This is a genomic window from Mucilaginibacter terrae (assembly GCF_031951985.1).
Taxonomy (GTDB): Bacteria; Bacteroidota; Bacteroidia; order Sphingobacteriales; family Sphingobacteriaceae; genus Mucilaginibacter; species Mucilaginibacter terrae_A.
This window is the reverse complement of sequence record NZ_JAVLVU010000001.1, coordinates 606,308-627,512: the sequence shown is the minus strand read 5'-3', so window position 1 is coordinate 627,512 and position 21,205 is coordinate 606,308. Positions and strand designations below refer to the sequence as shown.

Here is a 21,205-nt window from a genome sequence, read left to right as displayed (position 1 = left end):
CGCAACATATCGGCTTAGCTACTCTTCGCATTTTATATAAGGCGTTAAATACAAAGCTTACTGACACAACGCCGGTAGAGCTTCAATATTTAGCATTCATATCGAATTAGCTTACAAATCAGCGGGTAAGATTCCGTTGAAAATACCCCATTGTAGCCGGTGATATACTCCAATCAGGTGCTTTAATATCACCCCAGGCTTTAGGATTATCGTACAGGTTAAAATAGCAAATGCCAAAAACATCTTTCTTGTTATTAATAACTTGGGCTGCGCCATTTAACCATTTACGCTGATAGCTCTCGGGTCCTTTAATGCCAAATTCGGTAATGAACAAGGGCTTTTTAAAAAAGCGCATTCGGTAATTTTTACGGTCAAATATAGTGGCAAAAGATTCCTGCCTGTTATAATAGGTTATGTTTTTATCGGGTAGGCCGTAAATGGCAATGCTAATGTAGTCTACCATATCATTGCCGGGCCACCAATCGGCCGAACCCCTGTCTCCGGCAGGGCCCCATACTTTTTTAATGTTGCCAGCTTGTGCAAAGTTCATAAAGTGGCGATAAGCATTAATGTAAGTAATTGGCGATGCACTTTGCCAGGCATAACGGTGAATGGGGATTTCCATTTCGTGTGCAAAGCGCAGATACACGGTTTGGCCAGTATTTGATATGGTAGCAAAGACCTTTCTGATCTCATTATCATAACGTCCGCTTATTATATGAGTGAGCACTGCCGGGTCGGGCTTATTGGTAGTATCTTTCCAGGGTTCAACAGTTACTATGGCATTATGCCGGCGAGCTATAATGCTATCGAACTTGAGTTTAAATGCACCTGCTTGTATTTCGCCCCAATCGGTAAAAATATGCTCAGCGCTGATGCCGGCCATGCCGGTGAGTCGTTTTTCGAAATCAAATACACCAACGGTTAATTGCTTTCTTATTGGCTTAATGGCATCACCTTTTATAAAGTTTTCGGGCGAGTAAATGGTCGAACCATATTTTTTAACCGTATCGGTAAAGTCGGCAATCCAGCGTTTGTTAAATTGCCTGGCATTAATCCGGTCACCCCCTAATATCAAAACGGGTTTATTCATAAACCGCATGTGGTGCAGCTTGGCTTGTAGCAGATCTGATGCTGATAAATGGGCCATCGGGTTTTCGGCCAACATTTTCTCAGAATTACTGGTCATGGTAATACTTATGATGTCCACATTGCTGGCATCGGGCCAGTACTCGCTATCTCCGGGGTAGCCAAACGGTCCCCACACCAGTTTTATGTTGGCTGCAAGTTTTTTAAGTTTAGCCGCCACATAATTAATGGCTGCGGTGTAAAGTTTGGGCGATTGCAACTGCCAGGGATAATTTACTACCGGAACTTCCATATCAGGGTTCCACCTAACCAAAACCTGGTGCCCCGATTGCTTTGCTAATTGTGTCAGGCGTTCAATCTGCGGGTCAAAATCGCCCTTTAGTGTTTCGGTAAGTACATTGTTAGCTACCCCCGTGCTTCCCCATGTACCGTTAGACCATGTTTCGATAGTTACCAGCACATCGCTATCGGCAACCGAAGCCTTTAACAAATCATCATCATTCCACATGGCAGTATTGCGCCATACCAGGGTAATGTGTTTCAGTTTTATGGTTGATAGAGTGCTATCAGATGCATTCCTGTTAAATATGCCCAAAAAGGGTTCATTATACCGAGGCACGCACTCATTAAAATATCGTGCCTTTAGCGGACCTTTAAAGTAAAATAATGCTGCCGCAACAAGTACTATAAAAGCGCCTGTTAGGAGTATTATTTTCTTTCCAGTTGATAATTTCATAGCGGTAAATTGAGTGTTGAAAAAGCCACCACCTCGTTATTGCCTTTAACGGCAGTAAGTGAAAGCCGGTAATTTTTAGCTTCAGCAGGTATAATTAATTTAAGGGTAGAGCCATTTCCTACGGTGGTCATATCTATAACTTTACCATTGGTATCAATTTTTAGCAGGCGCCATTCAAAACTTATGCTGGTAAAGTTGCGCCCCGCCAGTAGCCAATTACTATCTTGGTAAATCAAAGCACGGTAAGGCAATACGGCACCTGCATGGGTTGTTGCCGCAGGGCGTAATATTTTAATTGGGGGCATATTTACCGGTTTAAAGCGCCCATGCCATAACTGGCTAAGCGTAACCAATTCAGGCTTATGACGGCCCCACATGTCGTTAAGTCCATCAAAATCAATACCGGTTTCGGTTTGCTGGTCTTGCCATTTGCCTACTATGGCTCCTTTATTTAGCTTAATGGCTTTTAAATATTGCTGCGGCCTTATGTAGCTAAAATAGTATGGCACCTGCAAGCGGCTTATCGCGGCTATATCAATTTCATTATTAACGCGCAAACCAAAACCGTCAATTTGAGGCACAAGCTCATGCAGGCGTATAGTTAATGGCAGTAGTGCGCGGTCGGCAGCTACATCAATAGTTACCGGGCGTGAGGGGTCTTCCTTTTTAATGGCTTCTACCAATCCACTTAGCCACTGTATGTGTTTTCCCTGTTTAATAAACAGTTGCGGTTGAACATAAAATGCTTTTAACTGCTGCAAAGGCGTGTTGGCCAAATTCCATGATTTTATAACATGCTTGCTTTTATTTTTATGAATACAGGCAATAATGGTTTTCTTTAGCTCATCTAACACCGTGCTATCGGCAATAAATTCATTGGCATCTGGCAGCCAAAAACTGTACATGATGCTCATCCTGGTTTCCTCGGCCACTTCAAATGTAGAACGGTCATAATACGGATTGGGCCCCAGCACCTTAATGGTATTTACACCAATATCAGCCATTCCTTTAAAATCATCTTCAATAACTTTTTTGGTAAGCGGAAACGGGTTTTTATACCAATACTTTCGCTTGGCATAAATAACGCCTTTAATATCACCCAAAGGTTTGTTAGCTACAGGTGCCGGTAATGAGGCAGCCGTGGGAGTTACCGGTAAATTTGTATTGTTTTGAAAAGCCTGCTTTATTCCTCCTGCATCCTTTACCTGCCAGTTTAGCGTAACGGGCGAGCCATCAGGTGTATTCTTATCAAAGGCAGTGTTAAACAGCACCAATCCCTGCACCTCTTTGAATTGAGTTTTTATATCCCGCCGGGCTTGTGTTAACCATTGGCGCTGACTACCATTTTGCTGCAATGAGCCAAATTCGGCTATAATTACCGGTAGTTTATATTTCATTAAACCGAGCTTGTGAAAAGGGCTGTAGAGCTGCGCAAAACTGTACGATTTTTTATCATCGTTAAAGCTACCAAAATTGAGTCCGGTTATGCCTACCCAGTCCACAAAATCATTGCCCGGAAAATAACGCTGTGCATTTTGCGCTTTCCATGGGTTCCAAACCCAAAACACGTTGTATACACCTAACCGGTCAAAGTACTGGTGCACGTATTTCCACGCAGCCTTAAATTCCGCAGGCGTGTTTTCTCCCCTGGCCGACCATGGATAGAACGGATTATCAGCCTCATGAGCAAACCGCAAAAAAACCGGCTGCCGGGTGGCTTTAAGACTTAATGCAAACTTAGTAAGGTAAGCGTCGTAACCGCCGCTGGTAATGTTAGCAAATACTTTGGTATCCTTTTTTTTATTAACCTTATTACTAAATAAAACCTGCCAGGGTTCCCAGGTTATTATGGGTATTGATCGGTTACTGTATATAGAATCCATAGCCTGCCGGGAAGGTAAACAACGGCTGCTATCGCCCCAAGCAACATACATGGATATAAGGTTGAAATGTACTTTAGCTGCCGATTGCAATTGATTGACCTTGCTTACCGAAGTTATGCCATTGGTGCCATCAGGTGCAAAAATACCGGTGAGAAATACCGGTTTTTGCCTTACCGCCTGAATACCGACATTATCATAAACGGGTAGTTTTTTAAGCTCGAATGAGCAAACGCATGCGGTAATAACCACCAGCATAAATGCAATACTGCGCACCCCGGAATATAAACGCCGCCTTAAAAACCAGAACCATGTTTTTAAAGCACCAATTTGATTAACAACCGCGTTAAGCTTAGGGCGAGTTTGCCTGTACTCCCTGAATACAAATTGCTGGCTGCACATCCAGCTGAAAACCATAAACCAGCAGTTTACCATGGCCATGCCGGCCATGATCAGGTTGTAAGGATTTAGATCGGTATACAAACCATAAAAAATAGCCGCTACCGAAAATATATATACAGCAATATTGGGAAGCAGGATCAGCAGGTTCTTTTCCTCTGAAATATCTTTAGGAGTTGGAATGTAAGGAACCTTTTTGCGGATGAGCGTGTACACAAAGCCTACAATAAATACCCACCAGGTGATGATAAGCAAAAAGCCACCTACCATATGAAAACCGCGTTCATTATCCTGCATTACCCAGCGCTGCACGTAATGCCTGATGCATATCATTGAGGCGGCAAACGGCACACTCACCAATAAAAAGTCTGAAAAATCGATACGAAGCGGGTAGGTGCCGGTAAATAAAGAAACTATAGGAACAATGAAGTTGATGAGGAAGACAAAGCCCGATAGATAAAACAATGGCAACAGGCCGTAATGCAGTTTTTGCCGCCAGGTGAATTTAAAAAAGAGTTTTATGTAGGATGTAAACAGCAATTCGAACACCCCGCGCGACCATTTTAATTGTTGCTTATAATAAGCCGATAGTGTGGCAGGTACCAAACCCTCGGTAACCACAACAGGCACATAAACAGATTGCCAACCTTTAGCATGCAATTGCATAGCGGTATGCATATCCTCGGCCAGCCCGGCGGCATGCCCACCAATTGATTCCAGAGCCGTGCGCCTGAAAGTACAGTTAGCCCCGATGGCTTGTACAGTTCCGTAGACATTCATGGTCATCATCATGGGGCCATAAAACTGGTAGGTTTGCTGGGCTGCACCCTTGGCCACCCACCCCAAATGGTAGTTACTGTAAGCCTGAACCACCTGCACAAAACCTATACTTTCATCATTGAAATGATTAACCACATGGTTTAAAAAATCGGGTTTGGGCACATGGTCGGGGTCGAGCACAACACACAACTCGCTTTTAGAAAGACCGAGCGCATTGTTGATATTGCCTGCCTTGGCGTTTATTTTCAGGGTTCGAGTTAGATGATGAATGCCAAGTTGCTCACAAACCTGGCGCAGGTAAGAATCGTTGGCCTCATCGCACAAATAGGCTTCATGCGGGTAGGTAATATTTTGGATAGCCGTAAGCGTTTCAACGATCATTTCGTATGGTTCGCCCGCACAAAATGTGGTAAATATGTCTACCGTATATTTTCGCTTTTCGGGCACCTCATCGGGCACCGTGATAGACCAATAGTGGTACCACTCGTACAATACTTTAAAACACGTAAAAGCAAATGCCGCCATTAAAGTCCAGTATAGGTGAGGCTCGCCCTTAGCCCCGGCCCTGAACAGGGCTTGCAGCAAAAAGAAAACGCTGAACAGACCGATCACGATCATTATCCTTAAGACCAATCGCTGTCCGTGTGTTGGTTGCTTTATGCTTTCGGGTATCTTCATGGATTAGGCAAAACGTAAAACGGTGTATTACTGGTGGCAAACGTTTGGTTTTTGCCACGCACATAAACATAAACACGGTATGCGCCCTCTTTAAGCGGTGCTGTAAATGTTATGCCGGTTTTACCTAAGCCTGTTTGTGCCGGGGTAACAGGCTTGAGCGGTTTGCTGTTGTTTTGATTGTTAATTTTATACCAGTCTTCGGGCTGCACCTGCCATTCATAGTCGTACTTTAATGAATCGGCATCATTGAGCAAAACCCTGGCCTTAACCGTGCTGCCCGGTTTTATAAATACATTATCATGTGCGCCTTTTTCATTAAGCAGCATGTAATTAAGCTGAGGCGTTTTAATTTCGCTTTTTTTGGCGGTCCATAAATATTGCATGGCGTTTATCGCTTCTGAGCGGTTGCCTTGCTGATCGAACATGCTGAACCATGTTGGAGTGGTTTCCTGTTTTTGCCCCCAGTAAAATACCAGCGAACCCAAAAAACGACCATTATCAACGGGCATATAATTTTGATATTTAGCTAAATACTGATCAGCCTTTTTGGTACTGGTTTCTTCAATATAGGCCCGCCATGCCGTTTGCTTATGCTCCAGCCATGGCCCGTCAATACCCCATTCGGTAACCAAAAATGGGCCATCCCAAAGCCATTCATATTTATCTAAAGATTGTTCAAGGTTTTTAAGTTCACCAAAAGTGTTGATGGATATAAAATCAACGTTGGTACGGTGCTTGATGTTGAAAATATTTTGAGGCTGAAAGTTAACCATGGTGGTAGTAACCGGGTGGCTTGGGTCAACCGTGTGAATCATGTCAACTAAACTATTAAAGGTAGCGTAGAAACCATTATATGATGGCTTTAGCGGGAACGGAAGTTCGTTACCCAGGCACCAACACAATAATGCAGGATGATTTTTATAACGACTGATCAATTTTTTATAGGCTTTGAACTGAGTTTGTACTGCCTTACGGTTATTATAAAACTCATCCATACGCTGGTTATCGGGCATATACAAACCCACAATAACCGAAAGATCATTTTGAGCTGCGTCTTTAAGAATACCGTCAAGGCCCAGGGTATCCCAGGTACGAATGGTGTTACCGCCAACTTGCTTTAGTGTGGTTAACTGGCTTAAACCGGCTGCCCCTTTTACTAAGAAGGGACGGCCATTCTTTATCAGGCGATACCTCCCCTCTTCGCATTCGATGTAAACCAAACGCTTGCCCGGTGATTTTTTAAATGTGCAAGCAGTAAAAATAAGTGGAACTGCAAATAATAATATTCTGTGTAGCAAATAGTATTTCAAAATTGACCAATCAGGTTAAAAAGTGTTACAACCTATCTAACCTTAAAAATAAATAAGCCTACTTAAGTATTGTTAAAAAACAAATTCTTGTGATACCTTTTTTACAAATAATGAATTATAGTAAAGATTTTGTATTATCGGTTAATACAATTAAAAAAAACAGGCCCAATTATTAAATATATCAGGCTTATTGTTCATATTATTAATATCTAATCATCCATCTTTTTCAGGATTGGGCAAAATGATTTCTCCGCACCCGGAAAAAAATTTCATTGACAGCCCTTTTATAAATTATTAAAAAATGACATCATCAAGTCTATTCAGATTTCGCTAAAATCAGGTCACCAAATTGCACGACGGCATTAGAGTAAAACGTTAAAAGATTTAGCTTAGTTCGTGCAATTCTCCTGTAACTTTGATAAGGAAACATGGCGATTTGGAGAAGCCAATTGCTTTATTACCCGTGTTACCCACGCAGAACAAATAAGGAATACAAAAATGACATTTCAACCGCCAATTCTACAGTTTCATCCGGGTATCAGATCATTTTAACATATCTTCTTTCTACATTTATCTATTGTGGACAAAACCGAAAGTAAAATTAGCTTTTATGGCTCCCTGCTAATTGCCTTGCTACTTAATTCAGGCAGGTTATTAGCCTTGCGGGAGGATGGCATTATGGCGCGTTACGTGCATTTTGAACCGCTGGAATTTTTGTTCCGGTTCGTTGCGCAATTTCTGTTTTGCTATATTTTATTCCAACTGAACCTCCGTAACAATTCGCTTGATACACTACGAACCTCCAACAGAGCGATTTATTTTACCGTTAATGGCGTGTTGATCTTAACCATTTTGTTTATTGCCGGATTTCTGCAAAGACGTATTTTTGACCACACGCAACCCAGGCGTTTATACTGGTCAGCGTACACCGCCCGTTTTGCCTTATCGGCAGTGTTAACGGGCATTCTGCTCAAGATCATTTACCTGCTGCGCGCCTCGAGGAAACAGGCACGTGAAAATGAACAGCTCAAGAACGCCTACACTACTGCAGAACTGGAATTGCTGAAAGAACAGCTGAACCCGCACTTTTTATTCAATTCGCTCAGCAGTCTTTCGGGTGTAGTGGCTGAAGACCCGATACTGGCGCAGCAATACATCAAACATCTTTCGCAGGTATTTCGGTACACGCTGGCCAAACCTGCGGGCATCATGGTTACCTTGGAGGAAGAACTGACTATGCTACGCTCATTTGCCCGCCTATTGGATATGCGACTGGAAAAATCTTTTACAATGGATATTATGATCAACGAGGCATCCATGAAACGCAAATTGCCTCACCTTTCTTTACAACCATTGCTGGAAAATGCTGCTAAGCACAATGCCGCCACTATGGCAAAGCCATTGATGGTTAAGGTTTATTTGGAAGATCAATATGTAGTCATCAGCAACAACATGCAGCCAGTTAATGCCGATAGCAACGGCATCGGACTGGCCAACCTGAACGAGCGTTTCAGGATACTGGTCAAAAAAGAGATCGTTATTGAGCGAACTACTAATACTTTTACTGTAAAACTTCCGCTGCATTATGAATGAATTACGTGTTGTAATTGTTGAGGATGAACCGGCAACTGCCCGTAACCTTGTTCGTATGCTCGAAGATACTGATGAGCACATCCTGGTAAAAGCAAAACTCACTTCGGTGTTGGAAGCTGTGGACTGGTTCAAAGCACATAAGGGTGCGTTTGACCTGATCTTTATGGACATCCGGCTGGCCGATGGCCTATCGTTCGATATCTTCAACAAGGCAGTGATCGATCAGCCGGTCATTTTTGTTACTGCTTATAACGATCATGCTCTCGATGCGTTTAAGAATAACGGCATAGACTATATCCTTAAACCGTTTGACCAGCAGGAAATCGGTAAAGCTATTCAAAAGTACAGGCGTTTAACCGGAGCGGTTTACCCTGCCCATGACAAGTTGCCGCTGGAGGGGCTGGCCGATCAGCTTCGGCAGTTGACCAAACTCTACAGAAGATCTTTCCTGGTGCACTACCGGGACCGGCTCGTTCCTGTAGAAACCGCGAAGATATACTGGTTTTATACCGCTAATGAGATCGTGTACGCACATGTGGCCGATAACCGGCAATATGTAATCGATATGACAATGGAGCAATTGTATAAAGAGCTGGATACGGAAATGTTTTTCAGGGCGAACAGGCAGTTCATCGTCAACCGAACGGCTATCCAGGAAGTCAATTTTTATTTCAATGGCCGGTTATCCATAAAAGTTAGCCCGGAACCGCCGGAGAAAATACTGATCAGTAAAGCCCGGGTTTCCGAATTTAAAAGCTGGATGAACACATAATGTGATAAACTTTCCCGCTGATTTTGACAGTGCTACCCATTTGATACTATAAGCTAACTGAGGATATCCGCAATTTAGCGTAATGAAAATTGCATTATTATACAAAAAATGGCTTGAGCTCTTCCCTCTTATTCGTTCAGGCCAAGATCATCCGGAGCCGGAAGATGTACCAGCCGACAGTTCACCCCCTGTTTTGTCAGCTTCACCGGTAAGTGCACAACTTCAGTCTTGCATTTCACTCCAACCCACATTATTCATTAAAAAAACGACTAACATGAAAAAAATGATTTTAAGTTTTGTTATCGCCCTTTTGGCCACAGCAGCTGAGGCACAATTAAGGGTAGTTGCACGCATGCCCTTGCGTCCAGTGGTAGTTGCCCGTCCGATCGTAGCTGTAAGACCGGCAGTGGTGAGACCGGCAGTGGTGAGACAAGTGATCGTACAACCCGCCCGTGTTGCCGTGGTGCGTCCTATCGTAGTACGCCCGGTTGTCCGCAGGCGCATTGTGGTAATACCCTGATACGGCGTTTAGGTAATGCCCGGGAGATATAAGCATAATACTCAACATTCGGTTTACGGCATTTCACCCGGCAGTTTGACAGCCATACCCTAAAAGGGTTTTTAAAAGAAGTATAAATGCAGGTAATTTACATTAACAAAAAGCAAACACTTTTGGACATAGTACCACCAAAGTATGTTCATTCAAAAATAAATTATACTATGAAAAACAAGATCATTTCATTCCGGAGAGCGTTGATACCTGCTGTCCTGCTATTAGTTTCCACTATCACCGGTGCCCTGGCGCAGACGCCTGATATGAAAGACCTGAAAAAGTCAACACCCGAGCAAAGGGCCGAATGGCAAAATAAACTAATGAAGGAAAAGCTGAAGCTCACAGATACTCAGTATGAGCATATCAGCAGCCTTAACCTGGAATACGCGCGTAAAATGCAACCCATTATAACGGGTGATGGCAACCGGTTTTCGCGAGGAAAAAAAGCGAAGGCATTGATGAAAGAAAAAGAGGGCAAACTAAAGCAACTATTGACCAAAGAACAATTCGAGGCTTACCTGCAGGACGTTAAGGAAAAGATGAATGCGGCTAAGGAAGCCTTTATGCAAAATAAGAATCCTTAAATAACCTTTATGAAAAAATATTTCCTTTCGCTAATCGTGATCGTATTCGCTTGCATCACAACAGCCTCAGCGCAGTACAACTTTAGTAAGGTAGACAACTGGCTGGAAGAAAACACGCCTGACATGGGTGGCCGTTCGGTATTGATGATCTACAAAGACGGTAAGATCGTTTACACAAAATCGGTTAACGAATTAACCAGGCGGCAAAAAATGGTCGGCAAGATCATCGCCCGCAGGCAGGGCAAGGCGGCTACTACCGAAGATTTTACAGCAACCACCCAGCAGATGATTGCCAGTTGCAGCAAATGGTATAGCGCAGCCCTGGTGATGACCTTTGTTGACGAAGGAAAACTTAAGTTGACAGATACGGTGGGTAAATACTTGTCCATCCTGTCGAAGCATGATAAAGGCAATATTACCATCGCCCAATGCCTGTCGCATACTACGGGTATTAAAGCTACAGATTTAAAGGAAAGCTTACAAGATTGGAAGAGCGTCGGCAGTATGGACGAAGCCATCGCCCAGATCGCCGTCTTGCCGATGGAAGGCAAACCCGGAACCGTTTTTCATTACAGCAATGCCGGCTTACAGATTGCCGGGGCAGTGATCGAAAAGATCAGCGGCAAGAGTTTTGAAGCAATGTTTGCCGAGCGGATCGCCACACCACTCTCTATGAAGAACACCGACTTTGGTAAAGGCAAGGTGGCCTTGCCAGCGGGCGGTGGCCGAAGCACAGCCGAGGATTATATTAACTTCCTGATCATGATTCTGAACAAGGGTACTTTCAGCGGTAAACGCATACTAAGCGAAGGCAGCGCAGAACAGATGCAGATCAACCGGATAACACCGGAGGTCAACGTGGCATATTCGCCCGCGGAAGCAGGTGGGCTGGGTTACGGTTTCGGGGAATGGATAGTAGAAAAAAGCACTACCACGGGACTAACGACTGCCGTAAGTAGTCCTGGTCTTTTTGGTAGTTTCCCCTGGGTAGACAACGAGCGAAAGTATGCGGCCTTTTTATTGACCTTTTATATTAAAAACAACGGAAGACAGGAGCGCTACAAGAAACTGAGAACACTGGTTAATGAAGTACTTCGGTAATAGTATCCGCTTGTATCAATTAGCTAAATACAAACATATAGGCCTGTAATATTAGCTTACGGGTCATTAAAACTACTAATAGTACAACTATGAAAAACATTATTTTAAAAATTATGGCGGTGTGTTTGCTGGTCAGTGCCTGCGGCAAACATAACGATCAAGATACCACACCGCTAACTAAGTTACAGGGACCTATCCAGCCACCAGCCTCCGGCTACGGTGCAGACGGTACCCATCAGGTTGGAGAAACCAGTTTTGCCAATCCACAATACACCGGTACCAAGGTGACGATTTTTTATCCGTTAGATCTGAATTCTCCACGCCCCACCATCTTTTACTCCCATCCCTATGGTGGTGAAAACAAGGAGTATAACCGGGGCTTGTTTGAATTTATTGCAAAAAAAGGCTATGTCGTAGTATTTGTACCCTATCCAACCTCTGGCGTTAGCGTAGATGAGCGATACAGTACTTTGTGGGCCGGTTTCACCAAAGCCGCAGCGGATTATACCAATCTTATCGACACTAAAAAAGTAGGCTTTATGGGGCATTCCTTTGGCGGCGGCGCTTCCATTGCCTTAAGCTATAAAGCTTTTACAGAAAATGGCTGGGGACAGGACGGCCGCTTTTTGTTTACTATGGCCCCATGGTACAACTACCAGATCAGCCCTCAGCAACTACAAAGTTTTCCATCAAACGTAAAGATGATTACCCAGATATATGATGAGGATAATTACAACGACCACCGTATGGCTATCGATATTTTCAAACACATCAATATCGCCGACAACGAGAAAGATTTCATCTATATTAAACCATCAACAGTTGCAGGTTATACCTATCGCACTGATCACGTGCTGCCTAACAGCCGAAGTGCTTTTGATGCGCTGGACTATTACGGTGTTTACCGTTTGCTGGATGCAATGATAGATTATAGTTTTAACTATAACCAGGCAGCTAAATCAGTCGCGCTTGGAAACGGTTCGCCAGCACAGATAACTATGCCGGGTTTCAACGGGCAATCAATGGCTTCGCTGATTGTAACGGACAATCCTTCGCCACTGTATTCACAAAGCAAATACATGTTTCCTTGCGCAAGCCCTGAGAACCCGAGAATAGGAAATTGTGAGTAGATGTTTAGTCCCACTCCAATTAACAAATCTGCGGTGGTATGACTAATGCAAGATGTAAACTAAATAAGTATAAAAATGATACTTACTCACGAGTGGCTGCACTTTTCAGAAGTTTTAAATATGTTGCAATCATAAGCTTTATACATACAAAAATCGCATCAAAATTCTTGTATCTTACTTGTTGCTCTGCAATAGCTTGTGTTTATGATGGTGCCTCGCAATAGTGATATCATCTGTAATCTCGCAATCATATAATTGCAAGATTATAGATGATATTAAAAAAATTTGCACTGAATACCAGCTTTACCTTCTTAACTTTTCACTTTTATTAAGTGCTTTAATTATTTATTACAATTTGCTTAAATCTGTTCTTTGTTTTTTAAGCCGATGCGTTTTTTTTTCGAGATAATCGGTTGCTTTTTCCTCCGCCGCTCGGGCTAAAGATCTCAGCTCGCTTTTGTGGCGAGTGAGCAATACGGTTACAATGCCGGCAGCTATTGCCCCGCCGATTATTCCGGCAATGAGCAAGCCATTGTTTTTGTCTCTCTTAAATAGATTTTTCATGATATATTAATTTAATACTGAGCTTCTAATATGGCAATGCCCTCCTCATTTCCCTGCTGGGCCGCCAGGTCAAAAACCGATAGGCCACGAACATCCAGTATATACCGGTCGGCTCCTTTTTTTACTAATAGCTTTACCAGGTCATTACGTCCAAACATGGCTGCAAACATTAGTGCCGTACCTCCATTTCCATGCTGCAAATTCAAATCTGCCCCTTTCTCGATCAGCAATTCTGCAATGTCAGGATAGCCTTTAAAACAAACGCCCATCAGTGCTGTATTGCCTCCGTAGTCGGCGGCATTCACATCAGCACCGGCATTCAATAAAAGTTTTACAGCATCCAACTGGTGGTTATAAGCAGCAATAATTAATGGCGTATAACCTTTACTGTCTCGGGAATTGATGTCTGCACCTTGATCCAGTAATAAGGTCAAGGTTGACAGATCGCCGACTCTTGCGGCGCCTGTCAATTGATTGGTGATCTCTTCCATGTTATGCGGGTATCAACCTCGGCTTCTCCCTTTCCCAAAAACGGTGCTGCGCAATCATCTTTATAAACAGTTCAGCAAAGTTTTTGTCTGTCTTACCCACAAGTATGCCTTCGCTAAGCACCGTATCCTCAGTAAAATCAGGCGGTAACTTTTTACTGAAATAAGTAGCATCAAGCACCTGCATTGCATCTTCGTGTGCCGCAATGGGTTTACAATGCTTAAAAGCCTCGTTCAGGAAGTGTACGGCATTGGCCTCTGCTTCCAGCGTGGCTACAGCATTCATGCCACCGGCTACATATACCGAGTCAAACAACACTGATGCTGCGGTCAGGAAACTTTGATCTACTTCAATCTGCGTATCGTCGGCAGCGGTTATAAAGCCGAGTTTAGGGGCAATAACCTCTACCACCGCACCTTCCGCTTCCAGTGCTGCTTTAATTTGATTTATAGAAGCTGAATCAGCGCCATCAGCTGCCAGTATAGCAATCTTGCGGCTCTTAATGGTATCTTTCACTGTATTAGCCATACTTAAAGCAGGCGATACTGTAATTGAACCTTCAACCTGTATCGAAGCAAAATCTTCAGGATTGCCATCGGCCGGAACATGTCCGTTAGCAGGTAATGTTTCCGGTAAGTGTAAACCTAAGCCATAAGCTACCTGCGTGGCCAAACCTTTATCAATTTGCACCAGTACACCCAGCATACGTTCGCGTATTTCAACCAGTTTCACCTTACCTAATTCAAAGGTCAAAGCATCTACAATATGATTTTTTTCCGGGTCAGACTGGCTATTGAAAAATAAGCGTGCCTGGCTAAAATGGTCAAAAAAGCTTTTGCTGCGTGCCCTTATCTTGCGTGCTTCAATACGCTCCTGATAACTTACAAAACCACCGTCGGCTTCTTTAACCTGCTGCGGGTCGTTAGCAGCAATGCCATTGGGGCCGTAACTGGTTTTACCTTTATTGATGATTTGACGCATGAAACCGTCACGTTGATTATTGTGTACCGGAACAATAGGACGGTTTATTGGAATCTCCTGGAAATTTGGCCCACCGAGGCGGGTTAACTGTGTATCGGTATAAGAGAATAAACGACCTTGTAAAAGCGGATCATTCGTAAAATCGATACCCGGCACAATGTGCCCGAGGTGAAAAGCAACCTGCTCTGTTTCTGCAAAAAAGTTATCAGGGTTACGGTTAAGGGTAAGTTTACCCACGCGCTGTACCGGCACTAATTCTTCCGGGACTATCTTCGTTGGGTCTAACAGGTCAAATTCAAACTTAAATTCATCTTCCTCTGGAATGATTTGCAAACCCAATTCATATTCCGGAAATGCACCGCTTTCAATGGCATCCCAAAGGTCGCGGCGGTGAAAGTCAGGGTCTTTACCCGAAATGTTTTGTGCCTCATCCCAGGCAACAGCATGCACGCCCAATAACGGCTTCCAGTGAAACTTAACAAAACTGGCTTTGCCCTCGGCATTAATAAGACGGAACGTATGCACACCAAAACCTTCCATCATACGGTAGCTTCGGGGGATGGCACGGTCACTCATAGCCCACATGATCATATGGGCAGATTCTGGCGTGAGCGAGATAAAATCCCAAAATGTATCATGTGCCGAAGCTGCCTGTGGTATTTCATTATCAGGTTCGGGTTTTACCGCATGAACCAGGTCAGGAAACTTAATGGCATCCTGTATAAAAAATACCGGCATGTTATTGCCCACCAGGTCAAAATTGCCTTCGGGCGTGTAAAAACGCACAGCAAAGCCGCGTACGTCGCGTGCCAGGTCTGTTGACCCACGCGAACCGGCTACGGTTGAAAAACGGACAAATACCGGTGTTTCGCGTTCCACCTCGTTCAAAAACGCAGCTTTAGTTACCGGCGAAAGCGAATCATATAGTTTAAATACACCATGTGCGCCCGAACCACGCGCATGTACAACCCGTTCGGGTATGCGTTCATGATCAAAGTGCGTTATTTTCTCCCTAAGGATAAAATCTTCTAATAGTGTAGGGCCGCGGTCACCTGCTTTTAGTGAATTTTGATCATCATTAATAAACAGGCCGGTGTTTGTACGCATTTGTTCTCCGGCGGCATCTAATGTGTGTGCTGCCAGTTGCGTAGTTTTATCATTTTCGGGTTGTGGTGCCAGCTTTTTATCAATAGCCGGTTCTGTACCCATTTTAGGTGATGGTTTCTTGTTGCTCATAATTTATGCTTCCGCGGCTGCTTGGTAATTAATGTCATTTTCGGCAACATCTGTAAGTTGCTTATCAGCAGCCTTTTCTTCGGCCAATGTTTGCGCTAATAGCTCAGCCACCTCGTTTAAACCGAGCGTTACTGCTAATTGATGCAATCCGCCGTAAGTGGCAATCTCATAATGCTCTACTTTTTGCGAAGCCAGAATGATACCTACATCGCGTGTTGCGGTACCGGCTTCCGTGCTTTCGATAATGCTTTCGCCTTCTTTGGCCAACCCTTCCATGGCATCGCATTTTTGAGCCTGTACTTTTTCTTCCAGCAATTCAAATGCTTGTTCGAGGCGCAACACGTGGGTTTTGGTTTCTTCGAGATGTTTTTCAATACCGGAAGCCAACGCTTTAGAAGTGGCCGCCTTGATCATTTTAGGTAAGGTTTTTACCAAATGGTTCTCAGCCCAGTAAATATCCTTAATGCCATCGGTAAAAAGCTCTAATAAAGCCGGCTCGGCTTTAGGTGATGTTTTAGTAGTGAATGTAGGTTCCCCTGTTTCTTTCTTCATTGTTTGTTTTTTAGAAGGTATGATAGGTATCGGGAACGGCTATAAAGCGTAGTGGATGGGCAATAGACAAAGTTTAAACACCAGGGATGTATTATTGTTCCATTATGGACCTTTAAATATTTGTTCCCATTCTAAATCATCTGGTCACAATAAAATATTAATAATGCTCAGATTATTGTGCAAATGCTCAAAACAGGCTACAGGGGTAGCTGTTATTTATTCATGTTTCACGAAAAGGCCATCTATAACCTATTAAATGTTCAATACATCGAACTGCTGCACGAGGTAACGTATTGGCTGTGCATTTTAATTTATGGATAAACCCAGCTACCTGAATTTTGATAAAGAAGCCTATGCATGGAAACCCGGCATCAACTACCGTACACACCGAACAGTATAGAGTTGGTAAAGGGGAACAAGGCGTATTAATTTGCGAGCCTTATAAATCGGAAATTGGTCAGTACTGGCGGTTTAAAACTTCTGAAATAGCCTTGGAAAGCAGTAATAAAATATATGCCCTATTTGCGACATACCTTGCAGCTCATGAGTTTGTAGGTGCCGATATGGCTCGTAAGTATTTACAAATGGGTTATACAAGGGCGAGGCGCTACGCCAATTATAAAGGCGGTAAAAAATATGACGAGCAAAATAATTACCGGCAATTGGAACGTGGTACAGGCGACCAGGAAAAGGCGGAGGCCGCAAAGATGTTTTATCAAAAATGGAAGGAAGCCGAAGCAAACGAAATGTATGCTAACATGAAAAAGAAATGGAAACATGAAAGGGGTTAAAAAACAACACCTGCCAGCCAAAGTTTGCGTTACCTGCGGACGACCGTTTACCTGGCGAAAAAAATGGGAAAAGGTTTGGGAAGAAGTAAAGTATTGTTCAGACAGATGCCGAAATTGAGGCAAGCATACTTTAATTGATAAAAAAACTGTGTGGCAACCATTTTTGATATTAAAAATATTACTATTACAAATTTATGGCTTTTCTAACCGTGCAAATGGCCCGATCATAATATTTTGCGGATTGGTGATTTTCATGTAAGGAGCGTTTGACATTTTTAACAAACCCACCGCTGTAAAAGTATTTCCAAGCGGAGATTTTACCATAGAATCGATACGGCTAAACTCATAATGATCCTTTACTGCCCGCTCTAAGGCCCTGCCTTCAAGTATTACTTTGAGTAATGGCTTTTGTTCATAATTATCACCCATGGTCATAATTACTAAATTTTTTTGTTTAATAAAACTGCAAAGGTGCCCTGTAACTAACACAAATTTACCACCGTACTTATTAATGTTAGTTGGTGTGATATATTGTATTACTGCCAGCGGTTTTCTTTACCAAAAGACGAAGCCACATCGTTACGTATGGCACCTGTTACATATAGCTTATTTTTAAAACCTATTGTTTCCTGAGCATAAAAACCAAGGATGTTTAGTGTGGAGCGGGCATCGGTAACAATTAAATTGGTACCACTTGATGCAACCTGGCTAAACGGGCTGAGCTGTGTACCCGTAACGCCGGCTGTGCTAACGCGTTCGGTTTGAGCGGTAGCACCTGCAGCTGTGGTAAACTCAAAATCGCCAAGTTTGCCTTTGTAACTAACGTTAAGGTCATTGTTTAACAACAATGCAATCCTATCGGCGCGGCGAGCAAAACCTGTGCTGAATGATGGCGAGGTATTACCAATTGGAATATAACCTGTGGCTAATTGAGTAGAGTTATCATAACCTAATGTATAATTGATAGTCAGGTTTTTAACCGGAGTCATATTAACCTGGATATCACCAATCAATCTACTGGTTTTTTGGTTAAAATCGAACCTGTTTATGGCTTCTAATGGATTGGTACGCAACAAGCCTGTTGGAGCTAATGTTGGATAGATGCCAGTAACAGGGTTTGGATCGGGGTTGATAAAGTTATTACCAAAGATGAAACCCGTTAACGCACCGTAAGCCTCATTTATACCGCCATTTGGTATTTCTTTACTACCGCTTAAACTATAATTTAAACCTAACGATACTTTGATCCAATTATTGAAACGCTGATCGACCCTTAAACGGGCTGTACCTCTCTGAAAGTTTGTTTTATCTATAATACCCTGATTGCCCAAATAACTGCCACTCATAAAGTAAGTAGTGTTATCGTTACCACCCGAAACCGATAAGTTAGTTTCGTTACCATAAGCATCCCTGAAAATACGGTCCTGCAAATCATAACGTTCAACCGGAACTTGAGTTAGATCAGCATTAGCAGCGGCAGTCGTACCGGTGTTGGTAAAACGAAACGGATATTTATTATACTCCAATTTTTTGCGAAGCGAATTTGACCTGAATTGTGTAGAGACGCTAACCACAGGCTTGCCGGCCTTGCCCCTTTTAGTAAATATTTGCACCACGCCGTTGCTGGCCCGCGAACCGTAAATTGCAGCTCCGGCAGCACCTTTAATAATCTCAATATGGTCAATATCTGCAGGGTTAATGTCAACCAACCTGTTCTGCGAGTAGCCACCCAGGTCTATCAGTTCGCTCGAACTATTGTTTACAATCACACCGTCTACAATATACAACGGGTCGCTCGAACCGGCAATAGTGCTATTACCCCTTAAACGCACGCTAATACCACCGGCCGGGTTACCCGAGTTTTGTGATATTTGCGCACCGGCAACTTTACCGGCTAAAGCTTGGTCGATAGATGTAGCTGTGCTGTTTTCCATGTCTTTAGCTGATACCGTTGATATGGCATTACCCAGCTGCTTTTTACTGGTAGCGGCTCCGGTACCGGTAACCACAACCTCGTTCAAACTTAATGCATCTTCCGAAAGTTCAAGGTCTACTGTAACCGGGCTTTGATCTAATGTAACCAATTTATTAACAGGCTTATAACCTGTATAAGTTATAGCAATGGTATAGTTGCCATTTGGCACGCTTGCGTTTAAAGTATACGCGCCGTTAACATCGGTGGCGGTACCTACCGTAGTACCAGTCAGCCTGATTACCGCACCAATAATGGGTTCCTTATTACGTGCGTCTTTAATTACGCCTTTAATAACTTGCCTGTTTTGGGCCATGGCGTTTTGTCCCAAACACAGCGCAATGAGTAGAACCAGTAAGGCTCTTGCTGTTTTTAAACATAGTAGAATTTGTTTCATATCAGGATTAATTAAATTATTGCATAGTGATAATACAGTTTATAACGGAAAGCTTACTTTTCCCATAGTTACTTTTGGTACACCGGCAGTACTTTGCAAAGTATCGGCATTACCGGCAACAGCTTCGTTAGCCAGTAAGGCAAACAATACGGCCTCTTTTGCATCAGGATCAATGCCTAAATCAGCTGTTGATCTTATCTTTCTGGAATAATACCTTTCAAGATGTGAGAGCAATAAGGGGTTATGCATGCCGCCACCGCTTATATAAATTTCAAACGATTGGGATGCTGTAACCGTAGTTTCGATTGCCTTAATAATACCTTGTGCAGAAAACAGAGCCAGGGTTGCCAAAACATCGTAATGTGAAAGATTTTCACACCCGGCAACTTGAACTGCATGCTCTAAATAAGCAAGATCAAACAATTCGGGCCCGGTTGTTTTTGGGAAAGGCGAATCAAAGAACGGATCGTTTAATAAAGCTTTAAGAAGCGCCTTATCTACGTTGCCCTTCAAAGCAAGTTCCGAATCTTTATCATAATACATACCCGGGAAGTTAGCCTGTACATACTGATCCATCAGCGTATTACCGGGCCCTACATCGGTCGAAAAAAACTTATCGGGTTTGCCTGCTGGTAAATATGTAAAGTTGGCTATTCCTCCAACGTTGAGCATAATGCGGTTCTCAACCGAATCCGAGAATACCAGGTAGTCGCCATAAACTGCAAGTGGTGCTCCCTCGCCTCCGGCGGCAATATGCTTTTGCCTGAAATCGCTTAGGGTTATAATACCTGTTTTTACAGCTAAATGATCGGCATCACCTATTTGTAGCGTGGCATTGCCATAATTATCATAAGGGTGATGATGTTTGGGTGCATGAAATATGGTTTGACCGTGACTGGCTATTAAATCAACATCTGTATTCGGCACGTTCCAGGTGTCAAGGCATTCCTGAATAAGTTTAGCATAATAACTCCCTATAAAAGCATTGAGCAAGGTGAGCTTTTCTAAATCAACCTTACGCTTGGCAAATATGGATTTAATCTCTTCTTTAAATTCAGGCGTATATTCTTTGGTTATAAAATTCGTAACGCTAACAGTAGTGTCTGTACCGCTCCCCTCAAATTCACACAAGGCAATATCCAAACCATCAAAAGAGGTACCCGACATTAACCCAATGATCTTTCTTGTTGACTGTGAAGCTATTTGGTGAAGTTTTAGTATATTTTTATTCATATAATGTCAATTGCAATTTCAAATTATAAAAGCACACATAAACTCAAAAGCAAATTAAAAAACTTATTTAATACTTTGTTAAATTAGGATTATTACCATACGCAGCCAATTTTATTTTTAAAGAAGGGAATTTAGCAATGCTTTCATATAAGCAAAGCAACTTTCGCATTAATTTAAACCGAACAATTTTGTTCGATTTAAACAGCACATGAAAACATGCCGGGCATGTTCTTCAGCATTATGAATTTTATTTAATTTTTAGCAAAATTTCTTTTTTTGTATTCGTAAAATGTTTATTCTTGTCTCAATAACAAGTAATTAAGGTTAACCAATACTTAATTGCTTTTTTTGCTCCGTTAAACCAGTTTAATAAAATTCTTACTTC

General features: G+C 42.8%; 18 protein-coding genes. 8 read left to right on the top strand and 10 right to left on the bottom strand.

The features are described 5' to 3' along the window. Positions 1–118 precede the first annotated feature (118 nt). The 3 genes from QE417_RS02620 to QE417_RS02610 are packed head-to-tail and all read right to left on the bottom strand — an operon-like array spanning position 119 to position 6,782. A complete protein-coding gene (locus QE417_RS02620) occupies positions 119–1,825 on the bottom strand; it encodes a hypothetical protein (protein ID WP_311947342.1) in 1,707 nt (568 codons plus the stop codon). Next, a complete protein-coding gene (locus QE417_RS02615) occupies positions 1,822–5,562 on the bottom strand; it encodes a glycosyltransferase (RefSeq protein WP_311947340.1) in 3,741 nt (1,246 codons plus the stop codon). The genes QE417_RS02620 and QE417_RS02615 overlap by 4 nt, the downstream gene beginning before the upstream one ends. Beyond that, positions 5,559–6,782, bottom strand: coding sequence for a glycoside hydrolase family 2 TIM barrel-domain containing protein (locus QE417_RS02610; RefSeq protein WP_311947339.1), 1,224 nt, complete (start codon positions 6,780–6,782; stop codon positions 5,559–5,561). Before QE417_RS02610 ends, QE417_RS02615 begins: the two co-directional genes overlap by 4 nt. Positions 6,783–7,451: 669 nt before the next feature. Here QE417_RS02610 and QE417_RS02605 point away from each other — a divergent pair. The 6 genes from QE417_RS02605 (at position 7,452) to QE417_RS02580 (ending at position 12,605) form a co-directional block, all read left to right on the top strand. Then, positions 7,452–8,465, top strand: coding sequence for a sensor histidine kinase (locus QE417_RS02605; RefSeq protein ID WP_311947338.1), 1,014 nt, complete (start codon positions 7,452–7,454; stop codon positions 8,463–8,465). Continuing rightward, positions 8,458–9,237, top strand: a complete 780-nt coding sequence (locus QE417_RS02600; RefSeq protein WP_311947337.1) for a LytR/AlgR family response regulator transcription factor — start codon at positions 8,458–8,460, stop codon at positions 9,235–9,237. Before QE417_RS02605 ends, QE417_RS02600 begins: the two co-directional genes overlap by 8 nt. 274 nt (positions 9,238–9,511) lie before the next feature. Beyond that, on the top strand, positions 9,512–9,757 hold the full coding sequence (locus tag QE417_RS02595) for a hypothetical protein (RefSeq protein ID WP_311947336.1): 246 nt from the start codon (positions 9,512–9,514) through the stop codon (positions 9,755–9,757). Between the two features lie 200 nt (positions 9,758–9,957). Further along, positions 9,958–10,374 (top strand): hypothetical protein, encoded by a 417-nt coding sequence (locus QE417_RS02590; RefSeq protein WP_311947335.1) that lies wholly within the window; start codon positions 9,958–9,960, stop codon positions 10,372–10,374. Positions 10,375–10,410: 36 nt separating this feature from the next. Further along, positions 10,411–11,475 (top strand): serine hydrolase domain-containing protein, encoded by a 1,065-nt coding sequence (locus QE417_RS02585; RefSeq protein ID WP_311947334.1) that lies wholly within the window; start codon positions 10,411–10,413, stop codon positions 11,473–11,475. An 89-nt stretch (positions 11,476–11,564) separates the two neighbouring features. Next, entirely contained in the window at positions 11,565–12,605 is a 1,041-nt protein-coding gene (locus QE417_RS02580) for an alpha/beta hydrolase family protein (protein ID WP_311947333.1), read from the top strand. A 348-nt stretch (positions 12,606–12,953) separates the two neighbouring features. Here QE417_RS02580 and QE417_RS02575 read toward each other — a convergent pair whose 3' ends face one another. The 4 genes from QE417_RS02575 to QE417_RS02560 are packed head-to-tail and all read right to left on the bottom strand — an operon-like array spanning position 12,954 to position 16,427. Further along, positions 12,954–13,169 (bottom strand): hypothetical protein, encoded by a 216-nt coding sequence (locus QE417_RS02575; RefSeq protein ID WP_311947331.1) that lies wholly within the window; start codon positions 13,167–13,169, stop codon positions 12,954–12,956. A gap of 11 nt (positions 13,170–13,180) precedes the next feature. After that, entirely contained in the window at positions 13,181–13,660 is a 480-nt protein-coding gene (locus tag QE417_RS02570) for an ankyrin repeat domain-containing protein (protein ID WP_311947330.1), read from the bottom strand. Position 13,661: 1 nt separating this feature from the next. After that, a complete protein-coding gene (locus tag QE417_RS02565; RefSeq protein ID WP_311947329.1) occupies positions 13,662–15,875 on the bottom strand; it encodes a catalase in 2,214 nt (737 codons plus the stop codon). Between the two features lie 3 nt (positions 15,876–15,878). Then, positions 15,879–16,427: a YciE/YciF ferroxidase family protein gene (locus QE417_RS02560; RefSeq protein ID WP_311947328.1), complete on the bottom strand. Its 549-nt coding sequence runs from the start codon at positions 16,425–16,427 to the stop codon at positions 15,879–15,881. A gap of 353 nt (positions 16,428–16,780) precedes the next feature. Between QE417_RS02560 and QE417_RS02555 the strand changes: the two genes are divergently transcribed. Beyond that, positions 16,781–17,218, top strand: a complete 438-nt coding sequence (locus QE417_RS02555; RefSeq protein ID WP_311947326.1) for a DUF4385 domain-containing protein — start codon at positions 16,781–16,783, stop codon at positions 17,216–17,218. Continuing rightward, positions 17,205–17,336, top strand: a complete 132-nt coding sequence (locus QE417_RS02550; RefSeq protein WP_311947325.1) for a DUF2256 domain-containing protein — start codon at positions 17,205–17,207, stop codon at positions 17,334–17,336. The genes QE417_RS02555 and QE417_RS02550 overlap by 14 nt, the downstream gene beginning before the upstream one ends. Before the next feature lie 74 nt (positions 17,337–17,410). On the opposite strand, the gene QE417_RS02545 is transcribed toward QE417_RS02550, so the two are convergent. From QE417_RS02545 to QE417_RS02535, 3 genes are all read right to left on the bottom strand, one after another. Continuing rightward, the gene (locus tag QE417_RS02545; RefSeq protein ID WP_311947324.1) at positions 17,411–17,653 is read right to left on the bottom strand and encodes a hypothetical protein; all 243 of its coding nucleotides are present in this window, start codon (positions 17,651–17,653) and stop codon (positions 17,411–17,413) included. Between the two features lie 101 nt (positions 17,654–17,754). Next, a complete protein-coding gene (locus tag QE417_RS02540; protein WP_311947323.1) occupies positions 17,755–19,587 on the bottom strand; it encodes a SusC/RagA family TonB-linked outer membrane protein in 1,833 nt (610 codons plus the stop codon). Positions 19,588–19,626: 39 nt separating this feature from the next. Further along, positions 19,627–20,820, bottom strand: a complete 1,194-nt coding sequence (locus tag QE417_RS02535) for an anhydro-N-acetylmuramic acid kinase (protein WP_311947322.1) — start codon at positions 20,818–20,820, stop codon at positions 19,627–19,629. Positions 20,821–21,205 lie beyond the last annotated feature (385 nt).

Excerpts from the sequence above, each read along its gene's own strand:
- QE417_RS02555 (WP_311947326.1), top strand. The coding sequence starts at position 16,781 with ATGCATGGAAACCCGGCATCAACTACCGTACACACCGAACAGTATAGA.
- QE417_RS02565 (WP_311947329.1), bottom strand. The coding sequence starts at position 15,875 with ATGAGCAACAAGAAACCATCACCTAAAATGGGTACAGAACCGGCTATT.
- QE417_RS02550 (WP_311947325.1), top strand. The coding sequence starts at position 17,205 with ATGAAAGGGGTTAAAAAACAACACCTGCCAGCCAAAGTTTGCGTTACC.
- QE417_RS02615 (WP_311947340.1), bottom strand. The coding sequence starts at position 5,562 with ATGAAGATACCCGAAAGCATAAAGCAACCAACACACGGACAGCGATTG.
- QE417_RS02600 (WP_311947337.1), top strand. The coding sequence starts at position 8,458 with ATGAATGAATTACGTGTTGTAATTGTTGAGGATGAACCGGCAACTGCC.
- QE417_RS02570 (WP_311947330.1), bottom strand. The coding sequence starts at position 13,660 with ATGGAAGAGATCACCAATCAATTGACAGGCGCCGCAAGAGTCGGCGAT.
- QE417_RS02535 (WP_311947322.1), bottom strand. The coding sequence starts at position 20,820 with ATGAATAAAAATATACTAAAACTTCACCAAATAGCTTCACAGTCAACA.
- QE417_RS02540 (WP_311947323.1), bottom strand. The coding sequence starts at position 19,587 with ATGAAACAAATTCTACTATGTTTAAAAACAGCAAGAGCCTTACTGGTT.
- QE417_RS02595 (WP_311947336.1), top strand. The coding sequence starts at position 9,512 with ATGAAAAAAATGATTTTAAGTTTTGTTATCGCCCTTTTGGCCACAGCA.
- QE417_RS02580 (WP_311947333.1), top strand. The coding sequence starts at position 11,565 with ATGAAAAACATTATTTTAAAAATTATGGCGGTGTGTTTGCTGGTCAGT.
- QE417_RS02620 (WP_311947342.1), bottom strand. The coding sequence starts at position 1,825 with ATGAAATTATCAACTGGAAAGAAAATAATACTCCTAACAGGCGCTTTT.
- QE417_RS02575 (WP_311947331.1), bottom strand. The coding sequence starts at position 13,169 with ATGAAAAATCTATTTAAGAGAGACAAAAACAATGGCTTGCTCATTGCC.
- QE417_RS02560 (WP_311947328.1), bottom strand. The coding sequence starts at position 16,427 with ATGAAGAAAGAAACAGGGGAACCTACATTCACTACTAAAACATCACCT.
- QE417_RS02545 (WP_311947324.1), bottom strand. The coding sequence starts at position 17,653 with ATGACCATGGGTGATAATTATGAACAAAAGCCATTACTCAAAGTAATA.
- QE417_RS02590 (WP_311947335.1), top strand. The coding sequence starts at position 9,958 with ATGAAAAACAAGATCATTTCATTCCGGAGAGCGTTGATACCTGCTGTC.